Here is a 12,396-nt window from a genome sequence, read left to right on the forward strand (position 1 = left end):
ACCCTGTGTCGCCCTCCTTCGTTTGTCTGCATCTGCGTTCGTCTCAGCCAAACAGCGTCGAGATGTTCTGGCCCGCCATCAGCAGGCCTATGGCCAGCACGCTGAACCAGACCAGGGTGGCGCTCACCAGGGCGTAGCCGAGGGCGACGAAGAGACCGTCCCGCTGCAACATGCCGATGGCCAGCAGCAGTATGGCCCAGGCGGGCATGGCGTTGGTGAAAGGAATTGCGCCAAGGGGCAGCATCAACAGCATGGCCGCCAGCATGATCAGCAGGCCGTTGCAGCGGTTGATGGCGTAACTGCCGGTCAGGATCAGCAGGCGCGGCCGGATGAGGCGGTCGATGCGGGCCAGCAGATCCGCCCCCTTGTGCATGGCCGGTTTGATGTGCTCGGCGGCGAAGCGCCGCTCCATCAGGACGGCGGGCAGCCAGGGCACCCGGTTGAGGGTGATGCCGACGCCGATGAAGAGGATCAGGAGCCCAAACGGCGTGCTGACGCCGGGGATGGAGACCGGCAGCAGGAAGGGAACGGTGAGCAGCACGCAAAACAGCAGCATGCCCTGCTCCCCCACCAGAGCCAGCATCTGGCGCAGGCTGATGTGGCTCTCCTCGATGGCGTGGGCGGTGGCCCGCAGGGTATCGGAGAGCGTGCTTTGTGGGTCATTGAGTTGCGCGGCAACCATTCCTGAGATCCTCGTCCTGTTAACGCCACCTCTGTGGCGCCGACAGCTTACGTGGCAGAGGTTAATCCCAGATGAATAATGTGAGCCGGCGCAAGCTTTGATGAAAAGAGAGGGCGGGGAACGGGGGCGGGCCGCCAAAACGGGACGATACAGCCCCCGTCAAGGGTCGGATGGAACAGGCTCTGATATGCTTTTGACGCAATCCATGCAACCGGGAGAAGAGCGTGACGCGAGCGATGATGATGCTGCTGGGACTGTGCTTGCCGCTGACGGGCTGGGCGGCCGAGCCCGCCGCCTCGGGCTGGCAGCTGACCCCTTTCCTGGGTTACAGCTCGTCCATCGACTTCGAGGCCATGGATGAACCCGCTCCCACGCCGCACTCGACCGGCATCGACTCACTGCAAGGGGAGAGCTCGGGCAACTGGGGCCTCTTCATCAGCCGGGAGGTGGATGATCCCGGCATGGTGGAGCTGCTCTACAGCCATCAGTCCACCCCCATCTCCCCGGATCAGCCGGACAGGCTGACGGTGGATACCCTGCACTTCGCCGGGGCACTGACCCTCTCGGACAACCTGATGGCACCCTATCTCGGCGCCGGGATCGGGGTGACCCGCTTCGATGCCTATGACAGCGAGACGGCCCCCTCCATGTCCCTGGCGCTCGGGGTGCAGCCGCGCCTGGGGCAACATCTGGCGCTGCGGGCCGAGGTGCGCGGCTACGGCTCCCTGCTCAATGACGACAGCGCGTTTCTCTGCAACCCCGAGGTGTGCGCCTTCCGGGTGCGGGGGGATCTGCTCACCCAGTGGCAGGCCAATATCGGCTTGACCCTGAGGTTCTGAGCCCGCTCTTTGGGCCGGTTGATGGGATGCCGAAGGTGAGACGGCTCTGGGACTCGTTGACGCCAAATCCCCTGTCGTGCACCGCGTTGGCACCCATGGTGAGCCCCCGCTGCTCGTATGGCTTGGCTCATGCAGGCTCGCTGGCTGCAGAGGCCTGCGCGAGCGGCCTCAGCGAGCCCGCAGCAGCCAGCCGCTGATCCGGTTTGTCGCCAGCAGTCGGCAGGCGAGCAGAGAGAGCACCAGCAGCACCGGCACCTTCGCCAGCTCCCACCACAGCAGCTTGCCCTGGGGGCCGAACACCATCAGCCAGACCACCAGCATCATGTGCAGGCAGTAGAGACCCAGCACTTTGGGGGCCTGGCGTTCCAGCCAGCTGCCCTTGCCCCAGTTTGGATTGGCCAGCAGCAGGCCGAACAGGCCGAGCGCCCAGGGCAGGGAGCCCAGCAGAAAGTCGTGACGGTTGAGAGGCACGGCGGCGAAACGCAGCAGGCCTGCGGCCTCCAGGGCATAGAGACCCATCCCCGCCACCATCAGCAGGGCGCTGCGCCTGGCATCGGGTTGCCAGCCACGCAGGCGCAGCTCGGCGCCAAGGGCCACGAACAGCAGCGAGAAGAAGGGGCCGTTGCGGGTCAGCAGGGCCCACTCCCCCCCTAGCAGCGGACCATAGGAGCCGCCGATCAGGGCCAGGCCGTAGAGCAGGGCGCCCGCCACCAGAGCCAGTCGGGGCAGCCTGACCCGCCAGCAGAGAGCCAGCAGCAGGATGGCCAGCATCAGGGCGGGCAGGAACCAGAGGTGGATCATGCCACCCACCCACCAGGCGTTGAGAGGATCCCCCAGCTGCATCTGCCACTGGCCCGCCATGCTGGTCAGATAGCCTTCCGTCATGGCCGCGACCGGGTTGAAGGGCACCAGCAGATAGAGCAGGCTCCAGGCCAGCCAGAGCCCCAGCAGGGGGCGGCAGTAGCGCAGCGCCACCGCCATCGGCTTGCCTGCGGCGAGGGCGGGTTGCAGGAAGTAGCCGGCGCAGAGGAAGAAGAGCGGCACCGCGAAGCGGCACAGCTGGTTGATGACGGCCCCGAGCCAGAGGTAGGGGGTGCCGTCCCAGAGGGTGGGATCGAACGGATTGCTGAAGGGGGAGAGGTGAATGGTCATCACGGCCAGGATGGCCAGGACTCGCCCGCACTCGATGCTGGAAATGCGCATGATGGTTTCCGACGGCTGAAACCCGGCACCCTAGCAGCCGGGCACATGCCTCTTCCAGCCGGGGGGTCGTCAACTGTGACCCCCATCGGTGGCCGGTTACCCTTTGTTACCCGGGGGATGGGCAGGGTTACCCCGGGTGGGAGGCGGATCCCGTTTTGGTGTCGGTAAAAGCCCTAGAGCAGGGCGACCAGCACTGTCGCGACGACGCCCGTCAGCAGCAGGGCGATGCCACGGCCGGCCGGGCCGTGCAGCTTGTTCCACATCAGCAAACTGGTGAGGGCCAGCAGCAGCATGGAGAGGGCCGCGAGATCGCCGACCAGTTGCCAGGAGAGGCCAGTGCCCATGCCGCGATGAAGCCGGTTGAGGCTGGCGGCGACGTTGGCCCGCTGCAGCTCGATCTGCACCAGCAGGGTACCCTCCACATAACTGGCGGCCAGGCTCTGGCGGAGGGTGACGCCGCGCAGCTCCCAGCGAGCCGGCAGGGTGAGGGGGCCTGTGGGGGTGGGCAGGGTCCGGGCCGGGGTGATGCTGATCCGCCCCTCCTCCAAGCCCTCGGGGTAACGCTGTTGCAGCAGGGCTTTCAGTGCGTCAGGGCTCGCCAGCGGCGTGGCCAGCGTTATCTCCTCGCTCGACTTTTCGGTGTGGGGGCCGGGCAGGGGCAGCACGGCCCTGTGCTGGAGCCAGAGGCCGGTCAGGCCGTAGAGCAGCATCAGGGTGAGGGTGGCAAAGCCCGCCCAGGCGTGGATGCGGCGCACCCACTTGTTGTTGTGAAGGGGGAGTCTCTTGGGTTTCATCATGGTGGCGCGTCATAAAAAAACTGGCCAGCAGAGGCTGGCCAGTTTGGCTGTGGGCAGGAGGATCAGAAGCGGTAGGCGGCGGTGAGATTCAGCTGACGGGGGCTGCCCGGCATGATCTGGGCCGCGCTGGTGGCGCTGACAAAGTAGTCGTGGTCGGTCAGGTTCTCCACGCTGAGCTGGGCATCCCAGTGCTGCCAGCGGTAACCGGCGCGGGCGTCATAGCGGGCGTAGCCCGGCAGCACTGTGGTGTTGGCGTTGTCGGCGAAGCGATCCCCCACCGCCGTCACCCCGGTTTCCCCATACCAGCCCTGCTTGCCGCTCTGGTAGCCGGCGAACAGCTGGCCGTTCTCGCGGGAGACGTTCATCGGCCGCTTGCCCTGCAGATCCGCATCCGCCTTGACCTGCTCCGCATCCTGGATGGCGATGCCGCCGTGCAGGTAGAAGGCGTCGGTGAGCTGGGCGCGGGCGCTCAGCTCTATGCCGTCGGTGCGCTGCAGGCCGGTGAGGAGCACCTTGGTGGGATCCAGCGGATCCTTGCTGCGCTTGTTGTACATCTCCAGCCGGTAGAGGGAGAGGGTGGTGGCCAGGCGGCCGTCCAGCCAGTCGCTCTTCACGCCCCCCTCGTAGAGCCGGGTGTGCTGGGGATCCAGGTTGTTGTTCTTGTCCCCCGGGGTGATGCCGATCAGCTCACCGCCGACCGGGGTGAAGGTCTTGCTGTAGGAGGTGTAGAAGGCGTGCTCCTCGATGGGGTTCCACACCAGGCCCAGACGCGGGCTCAGGCTGGTGACCGAGAGGGTCTCCTCCTTGTCGAGGTCGTTGCGGCGGCTGGTGACGGTGAACGCGTCCCGACGCAGGCCGCCGAGCAGGTGCCAGTCCCCTAGGCTGAGCTGATCCTGCACATAGAGGCCGTAGCCGCGCACCCTGTGCCTGGCGTCGCTGGAGAGCTTCATGGCACCGTTGTAGCTGGGCAGTGAACCCGGATCGTACAGGTTGCCCGGGGGGATAGCGGTAGCGTTCTGATAGAGCTTGGGGGTGCGCTCCTGCCAGCTCTGCTCCAGGCCCACCAGCAGGCGATGCTCGACGGGACCGGTCTGCAGCTGGCCTTCCGCTTCCGTGTTGCTGGTCAGGTTGCTGGCCTTGAGATCCTGCTGCCAGCGGGCGCGGGTCACCTGGTCGCCCTTGACGCTGGTGACATAGGTGTTGTCGAACTGGCTGTCGAGGCTGGTGTAGCCGAGCTGCTGGCGCAGTTGCCACTGCTCGTTCAGATCCCAGGTGAGCTGGGAGCGGGTGGACTGGGCCACGTCATCGATGAAGTCGCGGCTGGTGTCGCTGTAGACGCTCTCGATGGGCACGTCGGCCGGGCGACCGTTGACGCCGGGGATGCCGCGATCCGGGGTGCGATCGCTGCCGTTGCGCTCGTACTGCACCAGCCAGTTCAGCTTGTCGGTGATCTCCCAGTTGGCGGACGGGGCCAGCAGGGTGCGCTTGCTGGTCACGCCGTCGCGAAAACTCTCCTTGTCCTCCTGGGCCAGGTTGAGGCGCAGCTGCACCTGCTCGCCTGCCTCGGCATTGAGATCCGCGGCGAGGCGCAGGCTGTCGAAGCTGCCGACCCGGGCGGTGACGCTGGAGGCCTGGCCCCGTTGCGGCTTCTTGCTGACCCGGTTGACTATGCCCCCGGTGCTGCCACGGCCGTAGAGCACGGCGGCCGGCCCCTTGAGCACCTCGACCCGCTCTATGTTGCCGAGATCCCGGGTGTACTGCATGTCGTCCCGCAGACCGTCGAGGTAGAAGTCGTTGCTGGCGTTGAAGCCGCGGATGTTGACGCCGTCGAAGCGGGTGTCGCCGCTGGCGTTGACCCCGGGGATGCCGCTCAGGGCCTCGCTCAGGGTCGGTTGGCCGTAGGCGGTCAGCTCGCTGGCGGAGACGCTCTCTATGGTCTGGGGCACCAGCTTGGCCGGGGTGCTGGTGCGGGTGGCGGTGGCCACCTCTTCGTGCTGGCTGCGTTTGCCGACCACGGTGAGGGTCTCGTCTTCGGCCTGGGCGCTGGCGCAAAGGGACAGCAAGGCGACGCCCAGCAGGGCGCGCGGGGGGTTGGGGTTATGCATCTGCGTGTGACTCTTCTAATCGACCTGTTGGCCTGAACTTATTGATTTATTAGTAATTATTAAAATGCTCCCGATGCGGGAGGGCGCTAATGATATTTATTTTCATTTGACTGGCAAGGCAAAGATGCAAAAAGCCCACACCTACGACCAGTTTTGCGGTCAGTTGAGGCTCATTGCCCTGATGCAACGGATCGGATGAGTCTTGGTTGTGGCAAAGGGCTGGTTTACCATCCGGGTTCGGTGGCGCCGATGCCGCCCCAGGGAAACAGGAAACGGAACATGGAAGAGATCATCAGGGCAGACCTTCATAACCGGCAGCACGGCGAGGCGCTGGTCTATCTGCTCAACGAATACGCGAAAGACGAGATGGGCGGGGGCAGCCCCCTCGCCGATGAGGTGAAGGCCAATCTGGCGCAGGCCCTGGCGGCGAGAAGTGGTGCCCATGTGTTGCTGGCCTGGGTCGATGGGCAGCCGGCCGGGGTGGCTACCTGCTTCGAGGGCTTCTCGACCTTCGCCTGCCGGCCCCTGTTCAACCTCCACGACCTTGCGGTGCACCCGGGTCATCGCGGGCGCGGCCTCGGCAAACGGCTGCTGGCACAGGTGGAGCAGCTCGCCCGGGAGCTCGACTGCTGCAAGCTGACCCTGGAGGTGCTGGAGGGCAACCGGGTGGCCCAGGCCGCCTACCTGGCCAGCGGTTTCGAGGGTTATGAGCTGAACCCGCAAGTGGGCCGGGCCCTGTTCTGGCAGAAGAAACTCTAGCCTCTGTGGCTCAGCCCCCCAGCGGGAGGGAAGAATGAAAAACGGCGCGCAGAGGGATCTGCGCGCCGTTTTGTCTGGGGCCGGAGTTAGAAGTCGTAACGGGCCGCCAGCTGGAAGTCATCCTTGGTGTTCAGCTTGCCGCTGTCATTGCTGTCCAGGTTGTTGATGCGGTACTCGCCGATGACCCTCAGGTTCTTGTTGAACTTGTACTGGGCACCCAGGGTGTAGTAGTCGATGGAGTCGTAGTCGGACTTGCCGCTCTGCTCCACCTTCTGCTTGTTCCACAGGGCCATCAGGCCGAAGCCGCTCTCGAAGTTGTAACCCAGGGCCCCTTCCCAGCCGGTGTGATCCTTGCCGGTGGCCAGGAAGTCGCTGCCGTCGGCATAGCTCAGGGCGGCATAGACGGCCTTGTTGTCGTACTTGGCGGAGAGCAGCCACAGCTTGGCATCCTCTTCCCCGCTCTTGTCGCGGATACCCACGTTGTAGGCGGTACCCAGGGCCAGGTTGAACGGGAAGGTGTAGGCCAGGGCGGCGCCGTAGGCGGCATCGCTGTCCTTGCTGGTGGTCTCTTCGGTGTCACCGCCGTCGAACTTGTAGCTGGTATCGACCTGGAAGCCGTTGAACAGGCCGGAGTATTTCAGCACAGAGCCGGCACGGTTGGTGGCGAAGGTGTCGGTCTTGGCGCCCAGGGCGTCGTTGCCGTAGCCGTCGGAGAGGGAGACGTCGGTCCAGTCGGCCAGCAGGCCGGGGGCGCCCTTCTGGCGGCCGAAGGTGACATTGCCCCAGTCGGCGCCCACCCCGGCGAAGGCCAGGCGGGTGCGCATGTTGTCGGAGTTCTCGCTGACGGTCTTCTCGCTGTCATTGACGTAGATCTGCAATTCGTACTGGGCCAGGGCCTTGAGACCCGGGTTGATCTCGCTCTCTACCTTGGCGCCCAGGCGGACGAACTGGTTGGCACCCTGCTTGTCGCTGTATTCGTTCTTGATGTCGCCATTGGCATCCAGCTCCTTCTTCTCGCCGAAGAACTGGCCGGCGTAGATGCGGCCATAGAGATCGAGCAGAGTGGAGTCATTTTTATAGACTTCGACGGCTTGAGCCTGGAAGGCGGCGGTGAGAGCCAATGCTACTACTGTCAGCTTTTTCATCATGATCCCTTGTGTTGCAAGCTTCTGTTTTAAAAGACGGGGCCATGCTAGAAGTGACAGATGACAGCGGGGTGACCGGGGTGTGAACAAGCCGTGGCGGTTTCATGTCAGCGGGATGAAAACCGGGATTTATGTGGCTGGTCGCCACTTTTGCGCGCAAAGGTTTGCCCTTGTGGTAGAATGCCGCCCGTTTTCGAGCTCCTAAGGTTGGATATGCGATGAGACGTGAACTGGCAATCGAATTTTCCCGAGTGACGGAAGCGGCTGCACTGGCTGGCTACAAGTGGCTCGGACGTGGTGACAAGAATATCGCCGATGGCGCGGCCGTTGCGGCCATGCGTCACATCCTCAATCAGATCCAGATCGATGGCGAGATTGTGATAGGCGAGGGGGAGATCGACGAAGCCCCCATGCTCTACATCGGCGAGAAGGTGGGCACGGGTCAGGGCGACGCCGTGGACATCGCGGTCGACCCCATAGAGGGCACCCGCATGACCGCCATGGGACAGTCCAATGCCCTGGCCGTGCTGGCCGTGGGCGACAAGGGCTCCTTCCTCAAGGCCCCCGACATGTACATGGAGAAGCTGATCGTGGGTCCGGGTGCCAAGGGCGCCATCGATCTCGATCAGGCCCTGGAGCTGAACCTCAAGGCCGTCGCCAAGGCGCTCGGCAAGCCCCTCTCCCGCCTGACCGTCATCACCCTGGCCAAGCCGCGTCATGACAAGGCGATCAAGGAGATGCAGGGGCTGGGGGTGCGGGTGTTCGCCATCCCCGACGGGGACGTGGCCGCCTCCATCCTCACCTGTCTGCCTGACAGCGAAGTGGACATGCTCTATGGCATCGGCGGCGCTCCGGAAGGGGTGATCTCGGCGGCGGTGATCCGCGCCCTGGACGGCGACATGCAGGCGCGCCTGGTGCCCCGTCACCAGGTCAAGGGGGACAGCCCCGAGGTGCGTGCCCTGGGCGAGCAGGAGATTGCCCGTTGCCAGGAGCTCGGCATCGACGTGAGCAAGGTGCTCAAGCTGGAAGATCTGGCCAAGAATGACAACGTCATCTTCTCGGCCACCGGCATCACCAAGGGTGATCTGCTGGAAGGCATCACCAGCAATGGCGTCATGGCGACCACGGAGACCCTGCTGATCCGCGGCAAGTCACGCACCATCCGCCGCATCAAGTCGATTCACTTCCTGGATCGCAAGGACAGCGTGGTGCGCGACATCATTCTCTGATGAGAGTGGGTTGAACCTGCGGCAAGATGAAAAGCCCGACCGCTGCTGCCGTCGGGCTTTTTGTTGCCCTGCGTCCGGGTCTGGACTATTTAGCGGGACAGGGCGGATAAGGCTAAGGGGAATCGGGGCCCTTTGATAGACTGCTTCGCCATGCACAGGAATGCATCATATGGAATGTCGTCAAGGTTGCGGTGCCTGCTGCACAGCCCCCAGTATCAGCAGTGCCATCCCCGGCATGCCGGAGGGCAAGCCGGCCGGCGTTCCCTGTGTTCAGCTCGACCAGTGGCTGGGCTGCAAGATCTTCGGCCAGCCCGAGCGTCCTGCGGTGTGCAGCAGCTTTCGGCCCATGCAGGACGTGTGCGGCTCACACCGCCAGGAGGCCGTCTGGCTTATCGGCGAGATGGAGCGGCTGACTGCCTGAGGCGAGGTGGTGGCTCGTCCGATGATGTGGCGATGTCCGCAACGACATCACCTTGTCCGATTACGCCGCTGCGCGGCTAATCGAACCTACATGGCCAATCAAGCCTCCACATCCAGCCGTTCTCGTAGGTTCGAATAGCGAAGCGTATTCGAACGATCGCGAAACGTGGAGAAACCCGGAATAGAAAAAGGCCGCAATTGCGGCCTTTTTTTGTCTCCCGTGACGGGGAAGGTCAGACGTCGGCCAGTTGCAGGGCCTGACGATAGTACTCGTTGGCCTTGTTGGTGAGACGGCGCTTGTCCATCACCTGCCCGAGGGCATGGTAGAGGGCGGCATCGGGCCGCTTCGCCACTTCCTGCTCCAGCAGGTGCTGGGCCTCGTCCAGCTGGCCGGCCAGCAGGTAGACTCGCGCCAGTGCCGCCTCGGCGCCCGGCTGATCCTGGATCTTCTTGAGCAGGGTCAGCATGGGCTGATAGTCATCCAGCCTGAGCTTGGGCAGGCGGGCGAACAGCTCGGGGGAGGGATCCTTGCGCAGGGCCTCCAGCCAGAGGTCGGCCGCCTCGCTGTCGGCACCGAGCCGGCGCAGACGATCCCCGTAGCTGGCCAGCAGTGCGGGGTCCTGACGCAGCTTGCGGGGCAGCGCCTGCCACACCGGGCGCAGGGTCTCGAGGGCGCCGCTGGCGGCCTCGAGACGGCCAATCCAGGCCTGGTGCAGCAGCGCCTCTTCCTGCTGGGCGGTCAACTTGCCCACCTTGCGCAGGGCCGGGGCGAGATCGATGAGGGCCGCCCAGTCTTCCCGGGCCAGATAGACCTGGCGCAGCTGATCCAGCACCATGGGATGGCGCGGGTGCAGGGCGTAGACGGACTCGAGCCGACCGAGGGCACTGTCGTACTGGCCCTGCTCTATCTGCAGCTGGGTCTGGATCAGGGTCAATGCCAGCTCGGCCTTGGGGTTCTCCTCCTGCGCCTTTTGCAGGTAGTGATCCCGGCGCACGTCATCGCCTCTGGCCTGGGCCACCTTGGCGGCACTCAGATAGTTGAGCAGCGGGGTGTCGCTGTTGTCGGCCCCCTTGATCAGCAGCTTCTCGGCCTGGTTGTAGTGCCCCTCGGCCATGGCCAGGGTGGCATTCACCGTTTGCAGGTTCGCCTTGCGGCGACGGCGCGAGCCGAACCAGCCCTGGGTCTTGCGGCGCAGGCCGAAGACCCGGCCCAGCACCCACTCGACGATGAGCAGGGCACCGTAGAAGAGCACCGCCAGGATCACGGCGCTGGTGACCGAAGACTCCACCGTGTAGTTGCCGAGCGAGATGAGCACATAGCCCTTGTTGCCGGACGCTTCGGGGCCGAAGATCAGGCCCGCGACCATCACGGCCACCACGACGATCAGACGAATCATGGTCTCCTCCTCAGTTGCCGGCCAGGATGCGTTGCAGGCGCTCGGTCAGCACCTGTTCCAGCATGGCCTGGGTCTTGAACTGATCCGGGTAGTCAAACTGGATCTGCTCGTCTTTGAGCTTGTCGAGCTCGGACTGCATGTACTGGGTCGCGCTGTTGTCGGTATCGAAGTACTGGGTCAGCCAGCGCTGGGCCTTCTCCAGGCTGTCGGTATAGAGCGCCTGCTGCTCGCGATAGACGGCGAGCTGGGCCTGCAACAGCTTGGTCTTGAGGTTCTCCCGCAGGAAGATCTCCTGCTGCGGTGAGAGCAGGGCCTCCACGGCCCCGTCGCGGCGACGTATGGTGATGAAGTTCTCGGTGAACTTGACCCAGTTCTTCTTGAGATTGCTCTCCCACTCGTCCGGATTGGTGCTGACCGCCTGATCCGGCTCGGCCTTGGCTTGTGGCATGCTCACGGTGGAGAGGGGCAGCAGCTCTATCTGGTCCGACAGCGCGGCCAGCTTCAGGGTCAAGCCTTCGCGATCGACCCGCGGCATCCCCTTGAGCTTGGTTATGTCTTCCGCCAGCGCCTTGCGAATGGGCATCAGGCTGGGGTCGTTGAGCGCCTTGATCCGCTCGTCGGCGTTGCCGAGCAATGTGATGGCGGAGACGATGTCGTGTTCCAGCCACAGCTTGCGGCCCGCCATGCGTACCAGGTATTCGGATTCGGCCAGCATCCAGTCGTTGGGGCGCTTGTCGTCGAGATCCAGCACCTTGTGCTGCAGGGCGTCCAGCGCCTCCTGCTGCTGTTGCTGGCTCTTGCCGAGGGCGCTGAACTGTTCGGCATCCTTGCTGTTGTTCTGATCCAGCTTGCCCATGGCCTCGGCCAGCTGCAGCTTGAGGGCGCCGAGTTCGGCCTGCTGGGCGACGGCATTCTGGTGGCCGTGCAGATAGAGGCCGCCGGTCAGCCCCAGAGCCAGCAGGATGGCAACGCCACCGAGGACGACGCCGGCGCCGCCCTTCTTGTTGCCGACGGCCTTGTGCTCGGGCTTGTTGTTGTCGGCCCCGGGGGCCGCAGCACTCGGCTGGACTTCTTGCTGTTCAGTCATTCCATCTTCCTCAGTTCCAGGGCGGCCACCAGAGCCTGGTTGGATGCACCTTGGGCAATCACGATACGGGTAAAACCAGCTCCCTCGGCCATCTCGGCCACCCGGGGACTGGGCACCACCAGCAGGCGGTCATAAAGCCAGGGTCGCTGCGGGCCGGGCACCAGGGCCAGCAACCGCTGCAAGAGTTCACCACTGGTGATGAGCAGGCTGTCGAGGCCGGCTGCCTGCCAGTGGCGGGTCAATGCGTCCCCGTCGAGCTCGGGGTAGTGGCGCTCGTAGGTGGCACAATAGTGCACCAGTGCGCCGCGTGAGGCCAGTGTCCGGGCGATGAGATCCCGCCCGTCGTTGCCGCGCAGGATCAGCACCCGCTTGCCGCTCACCCCTTGCAGGGGCGGCAGGGCCAGCAGGCCTTCACTGCGGGGATCGGTCGGGCAGAGGGACTGGACACCCACCTCGCTGAAGGCATCCGCGCTCGCCTGACCGACCGCAAAGTAGTCAATATGTGGCCAGGTCAGACCAGTTTGCAACAGAAAATGATGAGCAAATTTAACGGCATGGACGCTGACGGCGATGATGATGTCCGTTTGGGGCAGCAGTTCGGGCAGGCGGGGGAGTTCACTGCCCGGCCGGGTTTCCAGCAGCGGGCAGCACAGTGGTGCATGGCCCTGCTGGCGCAGCAACTGCACCAGCAGGGTGGCCTGGGCGGCCGGGCGCACCACCAGCGGGACCATCA

The 12,396-nt window shown here is 64.6% G+C and carries 12 protein-coding genes; 4 read left to right on the forward strand and 8 right to left on the reverse strand.

The annotated features are described in order from the left end of the window. Positions 1-43: 43 nt before the first annotated feature. A complete protein-coding gene (locus tag AC3WR3_RS05755) occupies positions 44-682 on the reverse strand; it encodes an exopolysaccharide biosynthesis protein (protein ID WP_492291417.1) in 639 nt (212 codons plus the stop codon). Between the two features lie 242 nt (positions 683-924). Here AC3WR3_RS05755 and AC3WR3_RS05760 point away from each other — a divergent pair, with 242 nt between their 5' ends. Then, a complete protein-coding gene (locus AC3WR3_RS05760) occupies positions 925-1,521 on the forward strand; it encodes an outer membrane beta-barrel protein (protein ID WP_492291523.1) in 597 nt (198 codons plus the stop codon). A gap of 168 nt (positions 1,522-1,689) precedes the next feature. On the opposite strand, the gene AC3WR3_RS05765 is transcribed toward AC3WR3_RS05760, so the two are convergent. The 3 genes from AC3WR3_RS05765 to AC3WR3_RS05775 all read right to left on the reverse strand — a co-directional run bounded on the left by AC3WR3_RS05765 (position 1,690) and on the right by AC3WR3_RS05775 (position 5,626). Beyond that, positions 1,690-2,724: an acyltransferase family protein gene (locus tag AC3WR3_RS05765; protein ID WP_492291418.1), complete on the reverse strand. Its 1,035-nt coding sequence runs from the start codon at positions 2,722-2,724 to the stop codon at positions 1,690-1,692. A gap of 173 nt (positions 2,725-2,897) precedes the next feature. Beyond that, positions 2,898-3,518: a PepSY-associated TM helix domain-containing protein gene (locus tag AC3WR3_RS05770; RefSeq protein ID WP_492291524.1), complete on the reverse strand. Its 621-nt coding sequence runs from the start codon at positions 3,516-3,518 to the stop codon at positions 2,898-2,900. Between the two features lie 65 nt (positions 3,519-3,583). Then, complete coding sequence (locus tag AC3WR3_RS05775; protein ID WP_492291419.1) at positions 3,584-5,626, reverse strand: TonB-dependent receptor; 2,043 nt, start codon at positions 5,624-5,626, stop codon at positions 3,584-3,586. 279 nt (positions 5,627-5,905) lie between these two features. Here AC3WR3_RS05775 and AC3WR3_RS05780 point away from each other — a divergent pair, with 279 nt between their 5' ends. After that, positions 5,906-6,385 (forward strand): GNAT family N-acetyltransferase, encoded by a 480-nt coding sequence (locus AC3WR3_RS05780; protein ID WP_492291420.1) that lies wholly within the window; start codon positions 5,906-5,908, stop codon positions 6,383-6,385. 86 nt (positions 6,386-6,471) lie between these two features. On the opposite strand, the gene AC3WR3_RS05785 is transcribed toward AC3WR3_RS05780, so the two are convergent. Beyond that, complete coding sequence (locus AC3WR3_RS05785; RefSeq protein WP_139435509.1) at positions 6,472-7,530, reverse strand: porin; 1,059 nt, start codon at positions 7,528-7,530, stop codon at positions 6,472-6,474. 218 nt (positions 7,531-7,748) lie between these two features. Between AC3WR3_RS05785 and glpX the strand changes: the two genes are divergently transcribed. After that, complete coding sequence (gene glpX, locus AC3WR3_RS05790) at positions 7,749-8,759, forward strand: class II fructose-bisphosphatase (RefSeq protein WP_041206766.1); 1,011 nt, start codon at positions 7,749-7,751, stop codon at positions 8,757-8,759. 169 nt (positions 8,760-8,928) lie between these two features. After that, positions 8,929-9,180: a YkgJ family cysteine cluster protein gene (locus AC3WR3_RS05795; RefSeq protein WP_025325492.1), complete on the forward strand. Its 252-nt coding sequence runs from the start codon at positions 8,929-8,931 to the stop codon at positions 9,178-9,180. 232 nt (positions 9,181-9,412) lie between these two features. Here AC3WR3_RS05795 and AC3WR3_RS05800 read toward each other — a convergent pair whose 3' ends face one another. From AC3WR3_RS05800 to AC3WR3_RS05810, 3 genes are read right to left on the reverse strand one after another with little or no spacing between them, the layout of a single operon-like run. Then, positions 9,413-10,576: a heme biosynthesis HemY N-terminal domain-containing protein gene (locus tag AC3WR3_RS05800; RefSeq protein ID WP_139435507.1), complete on the reverse strand. Its 1,164-nt coding sequence runs from the start codon at positions 10,574-10,576 to the stop codon at positions 9,413-9,415. A gap of 10 nt (positions 10,577-10,586) precedes the next feature. Next, positions 10,587-11,663, reverse strand: coding sequence for a uroporphyrinogen-III C-methyltransferase (locus AC3WR3_RS05805; RefSeq protein WP_139435505.1), 1,077 nt, complete (start codon positions 11,661-11,663; stop codon positions 10,587-10,589). Beyond that, a complete protein-coding gene (locus tag AC3WR3_RS05810; protein ID WP_492291525.1) occupies positions 11,660-12,394 on the reverse strand; it encodes a uroporphyrinogen-III synthase in 735 nt (244 codons plus the stop codon). Before AC3WR3_RS05810 ends, AC3WR3_RS05805 begins: the two co-directional genes overlap by 4 nt. Positions 12,395-12,396 lie beyond the last annotated feature (2 nt).

The sequence above is a fragment of the Aeromonas sp. EU05-FHT14A05 genome (assembly GCF_058791175.1).